The organism is Streptomyces sp. NPDC039430 (genome assembly GCF_055639435.1).
Map to the genome: position 1 here is coordinate 860,033 of NZ_JBVKAK010000002.1, position 21,214 is coordinate 881,246.

16 protein-coding genes and 1 pseudogene are annotated in these 21,214 nt (G+C 69.7%); 8 read left to right on the forward strand and 9 right to left on the reverse strand.

Annotated elements, in window-relative coordinates:
* Positions 1-26: 26 nt before the first annotated feature.
* The 4 genes from ACZ7LS_RS08935 (at position 27) to ACZ7LS_RS08950 (ending at position 4,281) form a co-directional block, all read left to right on the forward strand.
* Complete coding sequence (locus tag ACZ7LS_RS08935; RefSeq protein ID WP_382517623.1) at positions 27-1,010, forward strand: tetratricopeptide repeat protein; 984 nt, start codon at positions 27-29, stop codon at positions 1,008-1,010.
* A gap of 619 nt (positions 1,011-1,629) precedes the next feature.
* Positions 1,630-2,265 carry a DUF6230 family protein gene (locus ACZ7LS_RS08940; RefSeq protein ID WP_382517620.1) on the forward strand — a complete coding sequence of 212 codons (636 nt, stop codon included), beginning with the start codon at positions 1,630-1,632 and terminating at the stop codon, positions 2,263-2,265.
* A 104-nt stretch (positions 2,266-2,369) separates the two neighbouring features.
* Positions 2,370-2,918, forward strand: a complete 549-nt coding sequence (locus ACZ7LS_RS08945) for a DUF6114 domain-containing protein (RefSeq protein WP_382517617.1) — start codon at positions 2,370-2,372, stop codon at positions 2,916-2,918.
* Positions 2,908-4,281, forward strand: coding sequence for a hypothetical protein (locus tag ACZ7LS_RS08950; protein ID WP_385133206.1), 1,374 nt, complete (start codon positions 2,908-2,910; stop codon positions 4,279-4,281). The genes ACZ7LS_RS08945 and ACZ7LS_RS08950 overlap by 11 nt, the downstream gene beginning before the upstream one ends.
* A 93-nt stretch (positions 4,282-4,374) precedes the next feature.
* On the opposite strand, the gene pyk is transcribed toward ACZ7LS_RS08950, so the two are convergent.
* The 3 genes from pyk to pta all read right to left on the reverse strand — a co-directional run bounded on the left by pyk (position 4,375) and on the right by pta (position 9,316).
* Positions 4,375-5,805 (reverse strand): pyruvate kinase, encoded by a 1,431-nt coding sequence (gene pyk, locus ACZ7LS_RS08955; protein ID WP_382517611.1) that lies wholly within the window; start codon positions 5,803-5,805, stop codon positions 4,375-4,377.
* 74 nt (positions 5,806-5,879) lie between these two features.
* Positions 5,880-7,145 (reverse strand): acetate kinase, encoded by a 1,266-nt coding sequence (locus ACZ7LS_RS08960; RefSeq protein WP_385133203.1) that lies wholly within the window; start codon positions 7,143-7,145, stop codon positions 5,880-5,882.
* Between the two features lie 95 nt (positions 7,146-7,240).
* Positions 7,241-9,316: a phosphate acetyltransferase gene (gene pta, locus ACZ7LS_RS08965; RefSeq protein WP_382517605.1), complete on the reverse strand. Its 2,076-nt coding sequence runs from the start codon at positions 9,314-9,316 to the stop codon at positions 7,241-7,243.
* 396 nt (positions 9,317-9,712) lie between these two features.
* Between pta and ACZ7LS_RS08970 the strand changes: the two genes are divergently transcribed.
* A complete protein-coding gene (locus ACZ7LS_RS08970; RefSeq protein WP_382517602.1) occupies positions 9,713-10,738 on the forward strand; it encodes an ATP-dependent 6-phosphofructokinase in 1,026 nt (341 codons plus the stop codon).
* A 72-nt stretch (positions 10,739-10,810) separates the two neighbouring features.
* Here the strand turns inward: ACZ7LS_RS08970 and ACZ7LS_RS08975 are convergent, their stop codons facing one another.
* The 5 genes from ACZ7LS_RS08975 to ACZ7LS_RS08995 all read right to left on the reverse strand — a co-directional run bounded on the left by ACZ7LS_RS08975 (position 10,811) and on the right by ACZ7LS_RS08995 (position 16,501).
* Entirely contained in the window at positions 10,811-11,638 is an 828-nt protein-coding gene (locus ACZ7LS_RS08975; RefSeq protein WP_382517599.1) for a carbohydrate ABC transporter permease, read from the reverse strand.
* Position 11,639: 1 nt separating this feature from the next.
* A complete protein-coding gene (locus tag ACZ7LS_RS08980) occupies positions 11,640-12,521 on the reverse strand; it encodes a carbohydrate ABC transporter permease (protein ID WP_382517597.1) in 882 nt (293 codons plus the stop codon).
* A complete protein-coding gene (locus tag ACZ7LS_RS08985; protein WP_385133198.1) occupies positions 12,518-13,870 on the reverse strand; it encodes an ABC transporter substrate-binding protein in 1,353 nt (450 codons plus the stop codon). Before ACZ7LS_RS08985 ends, ACZ7LS_RS08980 begins: the two co-directional genes overlap by 4 nt.
* A gap of 154 nt (positions 13,871-14,024) precedes the next feature.
* Positions 14,025-14,696 carry a response regulator gene (locus ACZ7LS_RS08990; RefSeq protein WP_382517941.1) on the reverse strand — a complete coding sequence of 224 codons (672 nt, stop codon included), beginning with the start codon at positions 14,694-14,696 and terminating at the stop codon, positions 14,025-14,027.
* Between the two features lie 176 nt (positions 14,697-14,872).
* Entirely contained in the window at positions 14,873-16,501 is a 1,629-nt protein-coding gene (locus ACZ7LS_RS08995; RefSeq protein ID WP_382664923.1) for a sensor histidine kinase, read from the reverse strand.
* Between the two features lie 136 nt (positions 16,502-16,637).
* On the opposite strand from ACZ7LS_RS08995, the gene ACZ7LS_RS09000 reads away from it, so the two are divergent.
* Positions 16,638-18,014, forward strand: a complete 1,377-nt coding sequence (locus ACZ7LS_RS09000) for a cation:dicarboxylate symporter family transporter (protein WP_385133195.1) — start codon at positions 16,638-16,640, stop codon at positions 18,012-18,014.
* 349 nt (positions 18,015-18,363) lie between these two features.
* Here the strand turns inward: ACZ7LS_RS09000 and ACZ7LS_RS09005 are convergent, their stop codons facing one another.
* Positions 18,364-19,569 carry a cytochrome P450 gene (locus tag ACZ7LS_RS09005; RefSeq protein WP_382664920.1) on the reverse strand — a complete coding sequence of 402 codons (1,206 nt, stop codon included), beginning with the start codon at positions 19,567-19,569 and terminating at the stop codon, positions 18,364-18,366.
* A 439-nt stretch (positions 19,570-20,008) separates the two neighbouring features.
* Here ACZ7LS_RS09005 and ACZ7LS_RS09010 point away from each other — a divergent pair, with 439 nt between their 5' ends.
* Together ACZ7LS_RS09010 and ACZ7LS_RS09015 are read left to right on the forward strand one after the other, a co-directional pair.
* The gene (locus ACZ7LS_RS09010) at positions 20,009-20,710 is read left to right on the forward strand and encodes a maltokinase N-terminal cap-like domain-containing protein (protein WP_382664918.1); all 702 of its coding nucleotides are present in this window, start codon (positions 20,009-20,011) and stop codon (positions 20,708-20,710) included.
* 2 nt (positions 20,711-20,712) lie between these two features.
* Positions 20,713-21,080, forward strand: a pseudogene (locus ACZ7LS_RS09015) (NUDIX hydrolase); the annotation flags it as partial.
* Between the last annotated feature and the right edge of the window lie 134 nt (positions 21,081-21,214).

Here is a 21,214-nt window from a genome sequence, read left to right on the forward strand (position 1 = left end):
GTGCGCGGAGGGGGGAGGATGTACTCATGCAGCCTAGGAACATGTCCATGAGCGGCGTCGTCGACCTCGCCGCGGTGAAGGCGGCCGGTGAGGCCAAGGCGAAGGCGGAGCAGGCCCGCGCCGAGGCGGCCCGTCAGGGCGGCACCGGTGCCGTACCCCCCTCCAGCCTGGTGATCGACGTCGATGAGGCGGGCTTCGAGCGCGATGTCCTCCAGCGGTCCACCGAGGTCCCGGTCGTCATCGACTTCTGGGCCGAGTGGTGCGAGCCGTGCAAGCAGCTCAGCCCGGTGCTCGAACGACTGGCGCGCGAATACAACGGCCGGTTCGTCCTCGCCAAGATCGATGTCGACGCCAATCAGATGCTGATGCAGCAGTTCGGGATCCAGGGCATCCCCGCGGTCTTCGCGGTGGTGGCGGGACAGGCGCTGCCCCTCTTCCAGGGCGCGGCACCGGAGACCCAGATCCGGCAGACCCTGGACCAGTTGATCCAGGTCGGCGAGGAGCGCTTCGGGCTGACCGGGATCGCGGTCGACCCCGGCGCGGAGGCGGACGCGGCGGACGGTGCCGAGCAGGAGGTCGTCGAACCGGTGGGCCCGTACGACGCCCTGCTGGAAGCGGCCGTACGCGCGCTGGACGCCAATGACTTCGCCGCCGCCTCGCAGGCGTACCGCGATGTGCTGGCCGACGACCCCGGCAACTCGGAGGCCAGGCTCGGCCTCGCCCAGGCCGAACTGCTCGCGCGCGTACAGGACATGGACCAGGCGCGGGTGCGCAAGGACGCGGCGGACAAGCCGGGCGATGTGACGGCGCAGATCGCGGCGGCCGACCTCGATCTGGTCGGCGGACATGTGGAGGACGCCTTCGGCCGGCTGGTCGAGGCCGTGCGCCGGACGGCCGGGGACGACCGGGAGGCGGCGCGGGTACGGCTGCTCGAACTGTTCGAAGTGATCGGCGGGGACGACCCCAGGGTGACGGCGGCGCGTTCGGCTCTGGCGAGGGTTCTTTTCTGATGCGTTGAGGTAGTTGAGGTATTCGCCGTTTTCCCGGTTCGCCAACTCAGTGGCGTGCTTGTGGATTCGGCGACGCGACGATGACAGTGGCCGCGCTTTACCAAAACTTGGTAAAAGCGGCTGCTGTTACTCGCAGTAAATCGACCCCCTTGTTCTGTCCTGCTATGAGGGGCAATCGCCGCTTCTGCCGCACCGTGGGGCCACACCCTGTGTGGCTGCCCGATGCCGACGGGTCGCCCACTGGTTATCGGGCCGTTACTAGCCAGTAACGAACCCCCTTGTGTCCCGGGCGCGAATGCACCACGATCGGCGACGCTCGGTCCAATTCCGCACCAGCACGGCAGCCAGCCGCGCCGTCGGGCCTGGGTCCCCACCGAGCGGACCGGCGGCAGCGTCCGCCGGCCCGGACAGGGGGGTTCCTGCCTACCCGGCAGGGCCTGTCCAGAGGTTGCGCGAAGGCGTGGCCAGTGGTTGTCGCTCGGGGGTGATCGCCGGTGGTTCCGGACGCGGTTGGCGCCTCGGGCACGGGCGTTCTCCTTCCCGAGGACGTAGCACTTCTCCCATCCCAGGACGGGCTCTCACCCGATCCGGAGATGTACGTCCGAGAAGGAGGAAATTCATGGAGTCCCAAGTACGTGGCGGGACCAGATGGAAGCGGTTCGCGGTCGTCATGGTGCCGAGCGTGGCCGCGACGGCCGCGATAGGTGTCGCGCTCTCACAAGGGGCGCTGGCCGCGTCGTTCAGCGTGTCGGGGCAGAGCTTCAAGGTGAGGGCCGAGAAGCTGGTCGGCTACAACTTTGTGCAGTACGGGGGCGTTGCCAAGGGGGTCGACTCCAAGGGCAACGAAGCAGTCCACCCAGTGGCTGTCTCCGGGTTCAAGACCGCCGACATCACGAACATGTGCCAGTCCGTGGTGACGCCGCTGCCGTGGGGCAGCAGCGTGACGCTGGTGCTGAAGGCCGGCAACAAGGGCACGGACATCAAGGCGGAGAACCTCTACCTTGACGTCGAATCGCTCGACGCCGACGCGGAGTTCAAGAACATCGACATCGGTGTCGCGGCCGGCTCCACCAAGACCCCCGGCATCCAGCCGGGGACGCAGGCGGATCCGAACGGCTTCGCCCAGCAGGCCGACGAGGCCGTTCTGAGGGACGTGAAGCAGACCGCGTGGGCGACCACCGCGGGCACGTTCAAGCTGCCTGACCTCAATCTGAGGCTCAACATCGGCGACCCCAAGAAATACGAGTGCTACTAGGCACCGCCGGCGGGTGGGCCGGGCGGTCCCCGGACTGTTCGGCCCTCTCGTCCCTCCGTCTCTGATCGCACCACCGCATACCGCTTTCCAGGGAGCTGTTTTCCATGAGCGCCGAGTCCACAGGTTCCCGCGGATTCACGTACTGGCGGCTTCGGTTCCGCGCCTGGCGAGGCGCCCGGCCGTTCTGGGCGGGCCTGTTCACTCTTCTCGGCGGACTGCCGATCGCCTATTTCCCCTATGCCCAGCTCCATTTCGGCAACCTGACACTGGCCATGTCCACCACGGCCGGCGCGGGTTCGCTGATCATCGGCGTCCTGCTGGTGACCCTGGGCCTGACGATGTGGTTCCAGAGCATCGTCCGGGTCTTCGCCGGTGTCGCCGCCATTCTGCTGGCACTGGTATCGATCCCGGTCTCCAACATCGGTGGCTTCCTGCTGGGCTTCCTGCTCGCCATGCTCGGCGGCGCGCTCTCGATCTCCTGGGCCCCTGACAAGTGGGTCAGGCCGGCGGCCGCCGAACTCGACACCCCCCACGGGGCACCGGAGCCCGACGGCGACGGTGACCCTTTCTTCCCCGGTCCGCGCGACGGGGAGGACCCGAACGTGACGGATACGACTGCCCATGCCAACGGCGGGAGGAACAGTGCGGGGTGACAACACGCAGCGAGTCGCGGCCGGAGGCGATGATTCCCGGGTGAGAAGAGGGCCGCGTCACGCGGCCCCGAGAAAGTCGCTCCTGACCAAGCTTCAGATACCCGCGGGCAAGGCGATGGCGCTGGCGGCGATGCCGACGGCCGTCTTCGTGGGCATGGGGCTCACGCCCCGGCTCGCGCTGGCCGACGACAACAAGGACATCCCCTTCGCGCCGGGTCCGTGCGTGACCCGCTCGGACGAGCCGTCCGCGTCGGCGTCCGAGTCGCCCACGTCCACGCCGTCCGCGTCGGAGTCGGATGCGGCGTCGGAGCCGGAGTCGCCGGAGTCGCCGAAACCGGGCGAGTCACCGTCGGCGACACCGGACCCGACGGCGAGCGGGAGTCCGGCTCCGGATTCCGGGGATTCAGGTTCCTCGGACGCCGGAGCTTCGGACTCCAGGGAGCCCGCCGACGCGCCCTCCGGACCGGCGCCGGGCCCGGCCCCCGAGAAGTCCAGGAACCCACTGGATCCGCTGGGGCTGGGAGACGCGCTGGGAGACCTTCTCGGCGTACCGGACAAGGACGCGCCGAACGGCCCGGAGCCCAGCGCCTCCACCACGGGGAAGCCGGACGCCGGTCCGTCCACGAAGCCGACGTCCGAGCCGGGGAGTTCCGAGCCGGGTGGTTCCCCCGACGACAAGGGCACCGACCACAAGGGTACGGACGGCAAGGGTACGGACGGCGAAAACACGGGCGACACGGCCGCCGACGGAGCCAAGGACGCCATCAGGGAGGCGGCCGGCAAGGTCGGCGCCGAGGTCGAGGAACTGGACGAGGACGCCAAGGGTCTCGACGCCCGTAAGGACGACGACATCCCCGCGGGCGCGGACGGCAAGGAGCGTTTCCCCTGTCCGACAGCCGACCCCGAGGCCCTCGCCGCGGCCGAGGAGGAGCAGGGCATCCCGCTCCTGCCCGACGACCCGTGGACGCTGCACAGTTCACTGCTGACCCTGCGGGGCCTGGACTACAAGGGCATCGTCGAGGTGAGGACGGGCAGCGGCAAGGTCAAGAAGGCACTGAAGTTCACCTCCACCTCGGTGGACATCAAGGACCTCCACCAGACCGTCGTCTACCCCCTGGGCAGGACGGGCCATGTGCAGGCGCGCGAAGGCTCCACGTCCACGATCCGCGACGGCGAGGTGACGATGTACACGGAACGGCTGAAAGGCAACCTCTTCGGCCTCATCCCGATCACCTTCAGCCCGGAGACCCCGCCGCCGCTGAACATCCCGTTCGCCTTCTTCACTGACGTCGAGGTGACCCAGGCGGGCCAGTTCGGCGGCACGCTCACGGTCCCCGGCCTCCAGAACTACCTCACGAACTGACACGGATCCCCGTGAGCCGCGGGAAAGGCCGTGGCCCCCACCAACCAGTTGGCGGGGGCCACGGCCACGTCGTCATCGCGGCGTGCGGACGCCTCAGTCGCGGCCGCCCACTCCCAGGTGGTGGACGCGGACCATGTTCGTGGTGCCGGGGACACCGGGAGGGGAGCCCGCCGTGATGATCATGGCGTCGCCCTCGCCGTAGCGCTGGAGCTTCAGCAGCTCCTCGTCCACCAGGTCGACCATCTCGTCCGTGCTGCTCACCCAGGGCACGATGAAGGACTCCACGCCCCAGCTCAGGGTGAGCTGGTTGCGCGTCGACTCGTCCGTCGTGAAGGCCAGGATCGGCTGGGCTGCGCGGTAGCGGGAGAGCCGGCGGGCCGTGTCGCCGGACTGGGTGAAGGCGACCAGCGCCTTGCCGCCCAGGAAGTCCGCGATCTCGCAGGCGGCGCGGGCCACCGAACCGCCCTGGGTGCGCGGCTTCTTGCCCGGGACCAGCGGCTGGAGGCCCTTGGAGAGCAGCTCCTCCTCGGCCGCGACCACGATCTTCGACATCGTCTTGACCGTCTCGACCGGGTACGCGCCCACCGAGGACTCGGCGGAGAGCATGACCGCGTCCGCGCCGTCCAGGATCGCGTTCGCGACATCGGACGCCTCGGCGCGGGTGGGGCGGGAGTTGGTGATCATCGACTCCATCATCTGGGTCGCCACGATCACCGGCTTGGCGTTGCGGCGGCACAGCTCGATCAGCCGCTTCTGCACCATCGGGACCTTTTCGAGCGGGTACTCGACGGCCAGGTCGCCACGCGCCACCATGACGCTGTCGAAGGCCGCGACCACGGCCTCCATGTTGGCGACCGCCTGCGGCTTCTCGACCTTGGCGATGATGGGGACCCGGCGGCCCTCCTCGTCCATGATCTTGTGGACGTCCAGCACGTCGTGCGCGTCACGGACGAACGAGAGCGCGACCATGTCGCAGCCCATCCGCAGCCCGAAACGCAGGTCCTCGATGTCCTTCTCGGACAGGGCGGGGACATTGACCGCCGCGCCCGGCAGGTTGATCCCCTTGTGGTCGGAGATCACCCCGCCCTCGATGACGATGGACTTGACCTGGGGGCCGTCGACCTCGACCACCCGCAGCTCGACATTGCCGTCGTTGATCAGGATCTGGTCGCCCTTGGAGACATCCCCGGGCAGGCCCTTGTAGGTGGTGCCGCAGATCGACTTGTCGCCGGCGACATCCTCGGTGGTGATGGTGAACTCATCACCGCGCACCAGCTCGACCGGGCCCTCGGCGAAGGTCTCCAGACGGATCTTGGGGCCCTGGAGGTCGACGAGGACACCCACGGCGCGGCCGGTGTCCTTGGCCGCCTTCCGCACGCGGTTATACCGCTCCTGGTGCTCCGGGTGGCTCCCGTGGCTCATGTTGAGTCGGGCCACATTCATACCGGCCTCGATGAGCGACTTCAGCTGCTCGTACGAGTCGACGGCGGGGCCCAGTGTGCAGACGATTTTGGAACGGCGCATGAGGCGGATCCTATCGGTTTGTTTCGATGCGGAATATTCCGTCTGGTGGAAAGTACAAATGGGCGGGTGGCCGCTCAGGCGTCGACCGTTCGACCCTCGCCGACCAGTGCGAAGGTCTGCCGCGCGATCTCCAGCTCCTCGTCCGTCGGGACCACGGCCACCACGGTCCCCGCCGACTCCGGCGAGATGATCCGCGGCTCGTCGGAACGTACGGCATTGCGCTCCGCGTCCACCGCCAGGCCCAGACCCTCCAGACCTGCGACGGCAGCTTCCCGCACCGGCGCCGCGTTCTCACCCACACCCGCCGTGAAGGCCACCGCGTCCACCCGCCCGAGCACCGCGGTGTAGGCGCCGATGTACTTCTTCAACCGGTGGATATAGATGTCGAATGCGAGCGCCGCCCGCTCGTCGCCCGCGTCGACCCTGCGGCGGATTTCCCGCATGTCGTTGTCCCCGCAGAGGCCGACCAGACCACTTTTTTTGTTCAGAAGTTCATCGATCTCGTCAACGGACATTCCGGCTACACGCGTCAGGTGGAACGTGACCGCGGGATCGATGTCCCCGGACCGCGTCCCCATCACCAGACCCTCCAGCGGAGTCAGCCCCATCGAGGTGTCCACGCACCGCCCGCCCTCGACGGCGGACGCCGACGCGCCGTTGCCGAGGTGCAGGACGATCACATTCACCTCGGACGGATCCTTGCCGAGCAACTCGGCGGTCTTCCGCGAGACATACGCGTGCGACGTGCCGTGGAAGCCGTAGCGGCGGATACGGTGCGCGTCGGCCGTCGCGGTGTCGATCGCGTACCGCGCGGCGTACTCCGGCATCGTCGTGTGGAACGCGGTGTCGAAGACCGCGACCTGCGGCAGATCGGGACGGAGCTTCAGCGCGGTACGGATACCGGTGAGGTTCGCCGGATTGTGCAACGGCGCCACCGGCACCAGCCGCTCGATCTCCGTCAGCACGGCGTCGTCGATGACCGTCGGCTCGCTGAACCTCAGCCCGCCGTGGACGACCCGGTGGCCGATGGCCGCCAGCTCGGGGGAGTCGATCCCCAGCCCGTCGCGCGCCAGTTCCTCCGCGACGGTCTCCAGCGCCGCCGCGTGGTCGGCGATCCTCCCCGTACGCTCACGCTTCCCGCCGGGCCCCTCGGCCTGCGGGGTGTGCACGAGCCGTGAGGTCTCCTCACCGATGCGCTCCACCAGGCCGGCCGCGAGCCGCGAGCTGTCCCGCATCTCCAGCAGCTGGTACTTCACCGACGAGGAACCGGAGTTGAGGACGAGGACACGGGTGGCGGGGGAGTGCGCGGTCACGGGCTGTCGGCCTTCTGTCGTAGTCATGGAGTCGTGGTCACGGGGTCGTGGTCACGGGGTCGTGGTGGTGCGTGGAGCCGTGGTCCCGCGCGTGGTCGTCGCGGGGGCGTACGCGGCGGGGCTCACACGCTCTCGCCCTGCGCCTGGATCGCCGTGATCGCCACCGTATTCACAATGTCCTGCACGAGCGCCCCGCGCGAAAGGTCGTTGACCGGCTTGCGCAGCCCCTGGAGTACGGGACCCACGGCCACGGCGCCCGCCGAGCGCTGCACGGCCTTGTAGGTGTTGTTGCCGGTGTTCAGGTCCGGGAAGATCAGCACCGTCGCCCGGCCCGCCACCTCCGACTCGGGCAGCTTGGTCGCCGCGACGGACGGCTCGACCGCCGCGTCGTACTGGATCGGCCCCTCGATCCGCAGATCCGGCCGCGCCCCGCGCACCAGCTCGGTGGCCTCGCGCACCTTGTCGACATCCGCGCCCGAGCCCGACGTACCCGTGGAGTACGAGAGCATCGCGATCCGCGGCTCGACCCCGAAGCGGGCGGCGGTGGCGGCGGACTGGACGGCGATGTCCGAGAGCTGCGCCGCGTCCGGATCCGGGTTCACCGCGCAGTCCCCGTACACCAGCACCTTGTCGGCGAGGCACATGAAGAAGACCGACGAGACGATGGAGGCGTCCGTCCTGGTCTTGATGATCTCGAAGGCCGGGCGGATGGTGGCGGCCGTGGAGTGCACGGATCCGGAGACCATGCCGTCGGCCAGCCCCTCGCCCACCATCAGCGTGCCGAAGTAGTTGACGTCCGCCACCACGTCGTACGCCAGCTCCACCGACACGCCCTTGTGGGCCCGCAGTTCCGCGTACCGCTCGGCGAAGCGCTGCCGCAGCCCGGAGGTGGCCGGATCGATCAGCTGTGTCGCGGAGAGATCGATACCGAGGTCGGCCGCCTTCTTCCGGATGACGTCCGTGTCGCCGAGGAGTGTCAGCTCGCACACATCGCGCCGCAGCAGCACATCGGCGGCGCGCAGCACCCGTTCCTCGGCGCCCTCGGGCAGTACGACCCGACGGCGGTGCGCGCGTGCCTGCTCCAGCAGTTCGTGCTCGAACATCATGGGCGTCACCCGGCCGCTGCGGGCCACCGACATCCGGGCCAGCAGCGCGGACGTGTCCACATGCCGCTCGAACAGCCCCAGCGCGGTCTCCGCCTTGCGCGGTGTCGCGGCGTTCAACTTCCCTTCCAGGCCGAAGAGTTCGGCGGCGGTGGGAAAGGAACGGCCGGGCACGGACACCACCGGCGTACCGGGCGCGAGCCGCGCGGCCAGGGTCAGTATGGAGTCCCCGGGCCGCTCGTCGAGCGTGAGCAGGACCCCCGCTATGGGCGGTGTGCCCGCGGAGTGGGCGGCGAGCGCCCCCACGACCAGATCGGCGCGGTCCCCCGGTGTGACCACCATGCAGCCGGGGGTCAGCGCGCCCAGGAAGTTCGGCAGCATCGCGCCGCCGAAGACGAAGTCCAGCGCGTCCCTGGCCAGACCCGAATCGTCCCCGAGCAGCACCGTGCCCCCCAGGGCCGCGGTGATCTGGGCGACCGTCGGGGCCGCCAGCGCCGGCTCGTCCGGCAGGACGTAGCAGGGGACCGGCAGCTGCGCCGCCAGCCCGTCGGCGATCGCCTCACGGTCCTCGGCGGCGACCCGGTTGACGACCATGGTCAGCACATCGCAGCCGAGTACCTGGTACGCGCGGTGGGCGTTGCGCGCCTCGGCCCGTACGGACTCGGCCGTCTGCCCCTTGCCGCCCACCACGGGTATCACGGACGCCCCGAACTCGTTGGCGAGCCGGGCGTTCAGCGACAGCTCGTCGGGCAGCTGTGTCGCCGCGAAGTCCGTACCGAGCACGAGCACGATCTCGTACTCCCGCGCCACCCGGTGGAACCGCTCCACCAGCCGCGAGACCAACTCGTCGGTGCCCCGTTCGGCCTGGAGCGCGGACGCCTCGTGATAGTCGAGCCCGTACACCGTCGCCGGATCCTGTGACAGCCGGTAGCGGGCCCGCAGCAGATCGAAGAGCCGGTCGGGCCCGTCATGGACCAGCGGACGGAAGACCCCCACCCGGTCCACCTGCCGGGTCAGCAGCTCCATGACTCCCAGCTCCACGACCTGGCGGCCGTCCCCGCGGTCGATCCCGGTCACGTACACGCTGCGCGTCACGCGTGCTCTCCCGTCCCTGCTCATGGGACGCCCCACTCCGACGGGGTGGCCCCGCGGCCCGTAAGGAGATCCCGGCTCCGGTGAACTGCAATTCCCGTTAGGGTGGCAATGCCCTCTTGACAATACCTCCGGGGGTGGTTAAGCCGCCCGGGGAGTACGAGATCCCGCCCGATGCCAGAAAACCGCAGGTCGGACCGGTCCCGCCCGCCGACCGGACCCCCTGGACCGGGTATCCGGGCACCGTCCGGCGAAACCGCCGGAGCCGCGATCGCCGTCCGGGCGGCCGGCACGTGACCCCGATCACCCGTGGGAGGATCGGACCGCTCAAGCCCGGGGCTCTCCATTCCCGGACAAACCCAGCACTGGCGAGCACTAGCGAGCAGGAGACACAGCACGATGCGTATCGGAGTTCTCACCGCAGGCGGCGACTGTCCGGGCCTCAACGCAGTGATCCGTTCGGTCGTGCACCGGGCCATGACCGGGTACGGAGACGAGGTCATCGGCTTCGAGGACGGCTTCAAGGGGCTGCTCGACGGCCACTTCCGGCCACTCGACCTGAACGCCGTCAGCGGCATCCTGGCCCGTGGAGGTACGATCCTCGGCTCGGCCCGGCTGGAGCGCGGCCGGCTCCGCGAAGCGGCGGAGAACTGCGCCGAGTTGGCCCGCCGGTACGGCATCGACGCGCTCATCCCGATCGGCGGCGAAGGCACACTGACGGCGGCCCGGCTGCTCTCCGACGCCGGAATGCCCGTCGTCGGTGTCCCCAAGACCATCGACAACGACATCTACTCCACGGACCGCACCTTCGGCTTCGACACCGCGGTGACGGTCGCGACGGAGGCGATCGACCGGCTCAAGACCACCGCCGAGTCCCACCAGCGGGTCATGGTCGTCGAGGTCATGGGCCGGCACGCGGGCTGGATCGCGCTGGAGTCCGGGATGGCGGGCGGCGCGCACGGGATCTGTCTGCCGGAGCGGCCCTTCGAGGTCGACAGCCTGGTCAAAATGGTCGAGGCGAGGTTCTCGCGGGGCAAGAAGTTCGCGGTCATCTGCGTCGCCGAGGGCGCGCATCCGGCGCAGGACTCCATGGAATACGGCAAGGGCGAGATCGACCAGTTCGGCCATGAGCGTTTCCGGGGCATCGGCAACGTACTGGCGGCGGAGCTGGAGCGCCGCCTCGGCAAGGAGGCCAGGCCGGTCATCCTGGGCCACGTCCAGCGCGGGGGGACGCCGACGGCGTACGACCGGGTGCTGGCCACCCGGTTCGGCTGGCACGCGGTGGAGGCGGCGCACCGGGGGGAGTTCGGGCGGATGACGGCGCTGCGGGGGACGGCGGTGGAGATGGTGCCGCTGGCGGAGGCGGTGACGCAGCTCAAGACGGTGCCGGAGAACCGGATGTTCGAGGCCGAGTCTGTTTTTTAGGGCTCGGTTCGCCTCCGGAAGGGCCGAGCCCGGAACGGTCGGCACCCCGCGCCCCCGCCGGACGGCGCACCGTCACCCCTTCACCGCGCCGCCCAGCGTGAACCCGCCCCCCAGACGCCGGGAGATCAGCACGTACAGGATCAGGACCGGCGCCGAGTACAAGATCGAGAACGCCGCCAGCTGTCCGTAGATCACCGATCCGTAGTTGCCGAAGAACGTGAAGATCGAGACGGACGCGGGCAGTTGGTCCGGCGTGAGCAGCAGCATGAACGGTACGAAGAAGTTCCCCCACAGCTGGATGAAGGTGTAGATCGTCACCACGGTCACCCCCGGCCCCATCAGCGGCAGCACCACCCGCGTCAGCGTCTGGAAGTTCGACGCCCCGTCCGTCCAGGCCGCCTCTTCGAGGACCGTCGGCACCCCGTCCATGAAGTTCTTCATCAGCCAGATGGAGAACGGCAGTTGGGACGTGGCGAGAAAGAGGGACGTGCCGTACGTGGTGTCGATCAGGTCGACCTGGACGAACAGCCCGTACACCGGCACCATGATCGCCGTGATCGGGAGGCAGGTCGTGAACAGGATCGTCAGCAGATACGGCCGGTTGAAACGCGAGCGGTAGCGGGAGAGCGGGTACGCCGCCAGTGCCGCGCAGACCACGGTCAGGATCGTCGCGCTGCCGCACAGCACCAGGCTGTTGAGCATCGGCGTGAAGGTGATCTCGTCGGTGAGGACCGCGCTGAAGTTGTCGCCGGTGAGCGACGAGGGGACCCGTACGCGCAGATCCGCGTCGGCGTCGACCGAGGCGAGCGTCAGCCAGAGCAGCGGCAGCGCGAACGCGGCGGCGGTCAGGAGCAGGGCGGCGTCCGCCGAGAGGCGGGTGCGGGCACGTCGGCTCAGCACGTCAGACCTCCACCCTCATCAGCCGCAGATAGACGAGGGAGAAGAGCGAGCCGACCAGCAGGAGGAGCAGCGCGACCGCCGTTCCGTAGCCGATCAGGCTCTTCTGGAACGCCTGGTCGTACATGAAGACCGGAAGGGTCTGGCTGCGGTTGCCGGGACCGCCGCGCGTCATCGCCCAGATCAGGCCGAAGACGGAGAGGGTGGAGAGCGTGTTGAGCATCAGGTTCGTGCCGATGGAGCGGCGGATCATCGGCAGGGTGATGTGCCAGATCCTGCGCACGCCGCTCGCGCCGTCGACCTGCGCCGCCTCCGTGATGTCCTTGGGGATCTCGGAGAGCGCGGCGGAGTAGATCAGCATCGAGAACGCCGTGCCGCGCCAGACGTTGGCGAAGGACACCGCCAGGATCGGCAGGGTGTACAGCCAGTTCTGGGAGGGGAGCTGGAGCCAGTCCAGGATCGCGTTGAGCGTGCCCTCGCGGCGGAAGAAGGCGTAGAGCAGGAACGCCGCGACGATCTCCGGCAGCACCCACGCGGCGACGACGAGGGCGCCGGTGAGCGTACGGACCGGGCGGGACGCGGCCCGCATCAGACCGGCGAGGGCGAGCCCCAGGGAGTTCTGGCCGACGATGGAGGAGACGAAGGTGAACACCAGCGTCAGCCAGACGGCGTTACGGAAGTTGTCGTCGGCGAAGGCCCGGCGGAAGTTCGCCAGGCCCACGAAGTCCGAGGAGGACGAGCCGGTCAGCTGGGCATTGGTGAAGGCGATCCAGACGCAGTAGGCGATGGGGCCGGCCAGGAAGAGCACCAGCAGGAGCGTGGCGGGCGCCAGCGGCACCCAGCGCCACAGCCGGCCCGGCCGGCGGCCCGCGTGCGCGGTGCTCACCTGCTGACCACCGCGCCGTCGGCGAGGGTCCGCAGCTGGTCGTCGTACTCCTTCGCCGCCTGTTCCGGTGAGCCGTCACCCGTCGTCACCGTCTCCATGGCCTCCCCGATCGCCGTGGAGACCTGCGGATAGACGGGCAGCGCCGGGCGGTAGTGCGTGAACTCGACCAGCCCGGTGAAGAACTCGATGCCCGGCATGGACGAGAGGTAGCGCGGGTCGGCCGCCACGTCCTTCCGTACGGCGATCTGCGCGCCGACGACATCCCACTCGACCGCGTTCTCCCTGGTCTGCTGCGTCGTGACGAACTCCCAGGCGAGATCGGGGTTCTTGGCCTTCGACGGGATCGCCCACGCCCAGCCGCCCGACATCGACACCTTGCCCGGCGCCTGGCCGTGCTGCGTCGGCATCGGCGTCTGCGCGAGATCCTTCGACCAGTCCGGCCACTCCTTGGGGCCCTTGTTGATCCAGTTCTGGCCCATCCAGGAGCCGTCCAGCGAGATCGCCAGCTTCCCCTCGGGGAACCACTCGGTGGCGACGCGCGTGCCGAGGTTGGGGTCGAGGGCGTCGGAGACATCCGGGCCGAGTTTCTCGCCGAACACCGTCTGTACGAAGCCCAGCGCGTCCCGGAAGCCCTGGCCGCCCGCCACCCACTTCTTGGCGGAGGGGTCGTAGAGCGGGTCGGCGCCCGTCCCGTACAGGAGCATCTCGAAGCCCTGCATCACCGCGGCCTCGCCGAGGGCCTTGCCGGTGTAGACGTTGAGCGGGATGACCCCGGGGACCTTCCGCTTGACGGCACGGGCCGCGTCCAGGATCTCCGCCCAGTTCCTGGGCTGCCAGTCGGCGGGCAGGCCCGCCTTGGCGAAGATCTCCTTGTTGAACCAGAGGCCGCGGGTGTCGGTGCCGTCGGGGATCCCGTAGGTCTTGCCGTCATCGGCCTTGGCCGCCGACTTCGCCGTGTCGACGAACTGGTCCCAGTCGGCCCACTTCGCCAAGTAGTCGTCCAGCGGGCGCAGATAGCCGGCCTTGATGTCGGAGTTGATCCGGAAGGTGTCCTCGTAGACCAGGTCAGGAGCGGTCTTCGGGGAGCGCATCATCTGCTGCGCCTTGGTGGCGTAGTCGTTGTCCGGGGCCTGGATCGGGATCAGCTCGACCTTCTTGCCCGGATGCTCCTTCTCGAACTGCCGCTTCACGGACTCCAGATAGTTGTCCTTGAAGCGGATCTTGTTGTCCGTGGAGCGGTTGTAGGCGACCTTGATGGTGTTGGGATCGCTTCCTGAACCGCCGCCGCACGCCGTGAGCGAACCGGCGGCGAGCACGGCGACGAGGATGAGCGGGGCGGTGGGGCGCACGGGCACGACCTCCTCTGAGCCACAGTGGGCTGCCCGGCGACCGTAGGACTGGGCCATTACCAAGGTCAATCCCCGTGCGGGGTTGATTAGTTGGCGCCCCGGCGTGTGGTGACGGGGCCGGCTTCCGGTACGGGGAGCGCGGGGCGGGGGCCGGTCAGTGGGTCGCGGGGAGCCAGCGGTACTGCAGCTCCGGGCGCCCGACCTGCCCGTACTGCGGACTGCGCTGCGCCCGCCCGTTGGTGACCAGATGTTCCAGATAGCGGCGCGCGGTGATCCGGGAGATCCCGACCTTGGTCCCGGCCTCGCTGGCGGTGAGTCCGTCGGCCGACGCGCGCAGCGTACGGGTCACCGCTTCCAGCGTCGGGGCGCTCAGCCCCTTCGGCAGCGAGGAGGGCTGCGGCGCCCGGAGCGCGCCGAGCGCGCGGTCCACCTCCTCCTGGCCGCTCGCCTCGCCGGCCGCCGCCCGGAACTCCGCGTACCGTACGAGCCGGTCGCGGAGGGTGGCGAAGGTGAAGGGCTTCAGTACGTACTGGACGACTCCGAGCGACACGCCTTCCCGTACCACCGCGAGGTCGCGCGCCGAGGTGACCGCGATGACGTCCGCGTGGTGGCCGCCGGCCCGCAGGCTGCGCAGGAGCTGGAGGCCGTGCCCGTCCGGGAGGTACAGGTCGAGGAGGATCAGGTCGATGTCCGTACGCTCCAGCAGCCGGCCGGCCTCCACCCGGGAGTGGGCGACGCCCGCGACGGTGAAGCCGGGCACTCTGCCGACGTACAGCTGATGGGCGTCCGCCGCGACCGGGTCGTCCTCGACCACGAGGACACGGATCGACGCGCCTGCGGGGCCGCTGGGACCGGTCGGCCCGGTGGGGCCGGCTGGGCCTGTGGGGCCAACGGGGCCTGTGGGCCCGGTGTGGCCCGGGGAGCCCGTGTGGCCGGCAGGGCCCGTGTGGCCGGTGTGGCCCGGGGCGCCGGCTGGGCCCGTGGGGTCTGTGGGGCTGGGGCTCACCGCGCCGCCTCCATCCCGTCGTCGGCGGTCCCGGCGGCGACCGGCCGCCGCCCGGCCAGCGGCAGCCGTACGGTGAACTCCGCGCCGCCCTCCGGGCCCTCCGCGAGCTTCACCGTCCCGTTCGCGCGGTGCACCGCCTGCCGTACGAGCGCCAGGCCGAGACCGCGCCCGGGACCCCTGGTCGACCAGCCGCGCCGGAACACCTCGTCCATGTCGCCGGGAGCGACCCCGGCCCCGGTGTCCCGTACGCCCAGGATCAGTTCGTCGTCCTCCACCAGGGCCGTCACGATGATCCGCGCGCCCTCGCCGCCCTGCGCCGCGTCCATCGCGTTGTCGATCAGATTGCCCAGGATGGTCACCAGATCGCGCGCCGGGAGCGTCGACGGGAGAACGCCGTCGTCGATCCGGCTGTCCTCGGCGAGCTCCAGCTCCACACCGCGTTCATTGGCCTGCGCCGCCTTCCCCAGCAGCAGGGCCGCGAGAATCGGCTCGCCGACCGCGCCCACCACCCGGTCCGTGAGCGCCTGTGCCAGCTCAAGCTCCGCCGTGGCGAACTCCACCGCCTGCTCCACCCGTCCCAGTTCGATCAGCGAAACCACCGTGTGCAGCCGGTTGGCCGCCTCGTGCGCCTGTGAGCGCAGGGCCTGGGTGAAGCCCCGCTCCGAGTCCAACTCACCCGACAGCGCCTGGAGTTCGGTGTGGTCGCGCAAGGTGACGACCGTACCGCGCTGCTCCCCGCCGACCACCGGGCGCGTGTTCACGACCACGATCCGGTCGGCCGTCATATGCGCCTCATCCACTCTGGGCTCCGAGGCCAGCAGCGCGCCGGTGAGCGGCGCGGGCAGCCCCAGCTCGGCGACGGGACGGCCCACCGCGGAGTCGTCCAGACCGAGCAGCTCGCGCCCGCCGTCGTTCATCAGCGCGATCCTGCGCCCGCCGTCGAGCATCAGCAGCCCTTCGCTCACGGCGTGCAGCGCCGCCTCGTGGTAGTCGTGCATCCGGCTCAGCTCCGCCGCGTTCATCCCATGGGTGTGCCGGCGCAGCCGCGCGTTGATCACATACGTACCCAGTCCGCCGATCGCCAAGGCCGCGCCCGCGGCCAGGGCCAGCACCCTGACCTGCTGGGTGACCTCATCGGAGATCCGGTCCACGGTGATCCCGACGCTGACCAGACCGGTGATCCGGTCGCCGTCCCGCACCGGGGTGACCGCGCGGACCGAGGGGCCGAGCGTGCCGGTGTACGTCTCGGTGAAGGTCTCGCCGCGCAGGGCCGGCGCTCTGCCGCCCAGGAAGGGCATCCCTATCTGCGCCGGATCGGGGTGCGTCCAGCGGATTCCCTCCGGGTTCATGATCGTGATGAAATCGAGGCCGGTGTCGCGGCGTACCCGCTCCGCGTACGGCTGGAGTGCGGCGCTCGGATCCGGGGTACGGATCGCCTCGCGCACCGACGGCGAGTCGGCGAGCGCGTGCGCCGTGGCCAGAACCTGCTTGCGCGCGGTCTCGTCCGTATGGGCGCGACCGGTGACGTACGCGAAGACCGCGCACCCCGCGACGACAGCCGCGACCAGCACGACCTGCATCGCGAAGAGCTGGGCGGCGAGACTGCGGGGGCGCGGCAGATGCATGAAACAAGAATGCCTGGCCGGATTCATATGAACGAAATGAACGTAAGGGTGACCGGCGTCACACGGTGGTGGATAGTCACCGGGACCCCTCGGGACAGGGACGGGGGATTCGCAGGAGACGAGTCAAGGAGGACCCGTGGCCGCAAGGCGGGACCGTACCCACTATCTGTACATCGCGGTGATCGTCGCCGTGGCGCTCGGCATTCTGGTGGGCTTCGCGGCTCCTGGTGTGGCCGTCGAGCTGAAGCCGATCGGTACCGGCTTCGTGAACCTCATCAAGATGATGATCTCGCCCGTGATCTTCTGCACGATCGTGCTGGGCGTCGGGTCGGTCAGGAAAGCCGCCAAGGTCGGCGCGGTCGGCGGGCTCGCCCTCGGCTACTTCATGCTGATGTCGACCGTCGCCCTGGCCATCGGCCTGGTCGTCGGGAACATCCTGGAGCCCGGTTCCGGCCTCCACCTCACCGAGGCCACCCGTGAAGCGGGCGCGGCCCAGGCGACCGGCGCGAGCGAGTCCACCGCGGACTTCCTGCTCGGCATCATCCCGACGACGATCGTCTCCGCCTTCACCGAGGGCTCGGTCCTCCAGACGCTGTTGGTCGCGCTGCTGGCCGGCTTCGCGCTCCAGGCCATGGGCTCCGCCGGTGAACCGGTGCTCCGTGGTATCGGTCACATCCAGCGCCTGGTCTTCCGCATGCTCGCGATGATCATGTGGGCCGCGCCGGTGGGTGCCTTCGGCGCCATCGCGGCGGTGGTCGGCGAGACCGGCCTCGACGCCCTGAAGTCGCTCGCGATCATCATGATCGGCTTCTACATCACCTGCGCGCTCTTCGTCTTCCTCGTCCTCGGCGCTCTGCTGCGGGTGATCGCGGGCGTGAACATCTTCTCGCTGCTGAAGTACCTGGGCCGCGAGTTCCTGCTGATCCTCTCGACCTCCTCCTCCGAGTCGGCGCTGCCGCGGCTCATCGCGAAGATGGAGCACCTGGGTGTCAGCAAGCCCGTCGTCGGCATCACCGTCCCGACCGGCTACTCCTTCAACCTGGACGGCACGGCCATCTATCTGACGATGGCCTCCCTCTTCATCGCCGAGGGCATGGGCGACCCGCTCTCGATCGGTGAGCAGGTGTCGCTGCTCCTCTTCATGATCATCGCGTCCAAGGGCGCGGCGGGTGTCACCGGCGCGGGTCTGGCGACGCTGGCCGGTGGCCTCCAGTCGCACCGGCCGGAGCTGGTCGACGGTGTCGGTCTGATCGTCGGCATCGACCGCTTCATGAGCGAGGCGCGCGCCATGACGAACTTCGCGGGCAACGCGGTCGCCACGGTCCTGATCGGTACGTGGACCAAGGAGATCGACAAGGGCCGCGTGGACGAGGTGCTGGCCGGACACATCCCGTTCGACGAGAAGACCCTGGTGGACGACCACCACGGTGCTCCGGCGGACGCGCCGGACGACGTCTCGAAGGACGTGCCCGAGTCGCGCGCCACCACCAAGGCGGACAAGGCCGGGGTCTGATCCCGGCACACGCACCACGATCCCGGCCGGGGTGACACCCCCCATAGCCCCGGCCCCTGAAGACCGGCCGTACGGAGACGCTTCCGTGCGGCCGGTCAGTTTTGCGCGGGGGCGGGTCCGGCGGTCCCGGGGGTGGTCCGGGCTGAGGCCGTTGCCGTCCTCGCCGTCGCCGTCGCCGCCCTCGCCGTCGCCTTCCGTACCGCTGCCGTCCGTACCGATGTGATCGGGCACCGGTACGGACGGCAGCGGTACGGACGACTGTCCGGGACCGTGCGGGGCTGCGCGGGGCTGTGCTGTGCGGGGGCTTTCGGGGGGCTTTCCGGGGGCCTTCGGGATCCGGGAGGACCGCCTACCAGGCCACCGGCAGCTCGTGCGGGAAGCGCCGGATCGTCTCAGTGTCCCAGCGCAGCTCCTCGGCCGGCACCGCGAGCCGAAGCCCGGGGAAGCGGTCCACCAGCCGGCCGATGGCGGCCTCCAGCTCCGCCATGGCGAGGGGAGCGGCGATACAGCGGTGTCCGCCCCAGCCGAACGTCATGTGCGGAGTGGGCGGACGGTGCGGGTCGATGACATCGGGGTCGGAGAACCGCTCCGGATCGCGGTTCGCCGTCAGATACGAGACATGGACGAAGTCACCGGCGCGGATCCGCACCCCGCCCATCTCCACGTCCTCGGTCGCGACCCGCGGAATGCCCACCCCCTTGCGGAACGGGATGTACCGGAGGAGCTCGTCCAGCACCTGCGTGAGCGACTCGCGCCGGCTCCGCACCAGGTCCATCAGCTCCGGGCGGGTGAGCAGGAGGTAGGCGATATTGCTGATCTGGCAGGTCGCCGTGTCGTGACCGCTCAGCATGAGCGTCAGCGACATGACCGCCAGGTCCTTGTCGTCCAGGACGTCGTCGCCGTCCTTGGCGGCGGCCAGCGCGCTGATCAGATCGTCCCCGGGGGTGCGCCGCCGCTCCGCCACCAGCCCGCCGAAGTACTCACGCAGTCGCGCCTTGGCGTCCGCGGCGGCCTGACGCGAGTCCGGCGCCGTGGACAGCAGCTGGTGGGCGTACTCCTGCATCCGCGGCCTGTCCGGCGGCGCGATGCCCAGCAGCTCGCAGACGGTGTGCTGGGGGAGCTTGTTCGACAGATGGGCGGCGAGGTCGGCGGGTGGGCCTTCCTCCTCCATCTCGTCGAGGAGCTGGTCGACGATGCCCTCGACGGCGGGCCGCATCCTGTCCACATGCCGGGGCGTGAACGCCTGCGAGGCGAGCCGCCGCAGCCGGCTGCTGATGGGCGGGTCCATCACGTTGATCGACTCGGGGGAGACGATCGGCTCCGGGGTCATCCTGGGGTAGTCGTGGCTCATGATTCCCGCGCGGCTGAACCGGGGATCGGTCGTCACCTGTCGCACCCCGTCGAAGTTCGTGACCAGCCACGCGTCCGCCTCGCCGTAGGGCAGCCGGATCCGGGTGACAGGCCCCTGGGACATGAGGTCCCCGAGCGAGGGGTCGAAGTCCAGGCCCTTGCTGAAGTCGAACGGACAGGTGGTCGTTTCCCCGATTTCGGTCATCGCGTACTCCAGGACGTGCGCGGACGTTGTGGGCGAGAGATAAGTACCTCGCCCATTTCGGGGATATGCCTACCGGCGGGCAAATGGGTACGGGTCGTGCGGGAGCGTGCGCGGGGGTGTAGGGGGCGTACGCGTGGACGGTCGGCCGGTGGCGGCGAGTAGACGCCAACGCCCCGGGCCGGCGAACGCCGGTTGCTGACGACATGGCGACCGGTCGCAGCGAGCCCGTCGTCAGGAGCGAAGACCCGGCCGGCTGGGAGCGTGCCGCGTATGAGGACATCCCGCGCCTCGGTCTGAGTCGGACGCGCCTCGGTCTGATCGGGGCCTCGGTCTGATCGGACGTGCCTCGGGCACCGGGGAGCGATGGATGTGCGGGCAAGCGTCGCCGTCGATGGGCCGGGTGGCAGGATGAGCGCAACGATCAGGAGAGGGGCCAGACATGGCTGTCATCCACCGCACCACCATGACGCCCGGGAAGCTTGAGCTGCTCGCCTCGTGGCTTCCCGCTCGGCCCTGGAACCTCGGCGGTGGGCATGAGCCCCGGCTGACCAAGGCCGGCGGCTTCCGGCTCGACGACCCGCAAGGCGAGGTGGGGATCGAGTTCATGGCGGTCACCGACGAGTCCGGCGACCGGCCGGTCACGTATCAGATGCCCCTCAGCTACCGTGGAGCACCGCTTCCCGGTGCCGATCACGCGCTCATCGGCACGTCGGAGCACGGTGTGCTGGGGCGGCGGTGGATCTACGACGGAGCCCACGACCCGGTTCTCGTCGCGCAGTTGTTCGCTCTCGTTCTCGGCGAGGCCGAGCCGCAGGCCCAGAACGTGAACAACACCCCGGACCCGTCCGTCATCGCCCACTTCGCCGAGGCCGGCCACACGGCCTCGGTCAGCTCCGTTGACGTGACCGACGGGCCGCACGGTACGGATCTGCGCCTGCTGACCGGTTCCGCACCCGGGTCGCCGAGCGGACCGGCGGCCAAGGGGCTGACCATCCGCGTGAACCGTGTGCTGCGGCCCGAACCGGCCGAGTCAACCACCCACGCCACAGGGGACGTTGGCCATGTCACCGCCGACTGGCTGCTGCCGGACGGCACCAAGGCGCGTGGCCGGTACGCCGTCGTGCGCGACATCACGCCGTAGTGGTGAGTTTCCGGCTGGCGGCGTACGCCGTGTGCATGAGAACGGGCGCGTGCTGCTCGCCCATCACGTCTCGGGAAACCGGACTCTGCCAGGTGGCAGGGTCGAGCACGGGGAGGATCCGTTCGACGCGGTGATCCGGGAGGTCGCCGAGGAGACCGGCCGCGACGCGGTGGTCGAACGCCTGCTGGGCGTGGACTCACGGGTGATCCCCGCCGCCGAACGCACCGTACCCGGCGGACCGGAGCACCAGAATGCCGGCGTCTTCTACCAGGTCCGCATCACCGGCGGCCGACTCCGGCCCGAGCCGAACGGCGAGACCGCCGAGCCGGCCTGGATTCCGGTCCCCGACGTCTCCAGCCTGTGCCGGTCGGTGAGATGGAACGGGACCGTTCGGCCCGAGCGGGGAACCACCGCGCCGCATCGGTCATCAGATCTTGTGAAGCGAAAAGCAGGAGGGACCTCTTCCAGGCGCGGGGGAGCTGTCGTGCCGCACGACAACACGTC

Bases quoted from the DNA above. Each gene is read 5' to 3' on its own strand.
- ACZ7LS_RS08935 (WP_382517623.1), top strand. From the start codon at position 27: ATGCAGCCTAGGAACATGTCCATGAGCGGCGTCGTCGACCTCGCCGCG.
- ACZ7LS_RS08940 (WP_382517620.1), top strand. From the start codon at position 1,630: ATGGAGTCCCAAGTACGTGGCGGGACCAGATGGAAGCGGTTCGCGGTC.
- ACZ7LS_RS08945 (WP_382517617.1), top strand. From the start codon at position 2,370: ATGAGCGCCGAGTCCACAGGTTCCCGCGGATTCACGTACTGGCGGCTT.
- pyk (WP_382517611.1), bottom strand. From the start codon at position 5,805: ATGCGCCGTTCCAAAATCGTCTGCACACTGGGCCCCGCCGTCGACTCG.
- ACZ7LS_RS08960 (WP_385133203.1), bottom strand. From the start codon at position 7,145: ATGACTACGACAGAAGGCCGACAGCCCGTGACCGCGCACTCCCCCGCC.
- ACZ7LS_RS08970 (WP_382517602.1), top strand. From the start codon at position 9,713: ATGCGTATCGGAGTTCTCACCGCAGGCGGCGACTGTCCGGGCCTCAAC.
- ACZ7LS_RS08995 (WP_382664923.1), bottom strand. From the start codon at position 16,501: ATGCATCTGCCGCGCCCCCGCAGTCTCGCCGCCCAGCTCTTCGCGATG.
- ACZ7LS_RS09005 (WP_382664920.1), bottom strand. From the start codon at position 19,569: ATGACCGAAATCGGGGAAACGACCACCTGTCCGTTCGACTTCAGCAAG.
- ACZ7LS_RS09010 (WP_382664918.1), top strand. From the start codon at position 20,009: ATGGCTGTCATCCACCGCACCACCATGACGCCCGGGAAGCTTGAGCTG.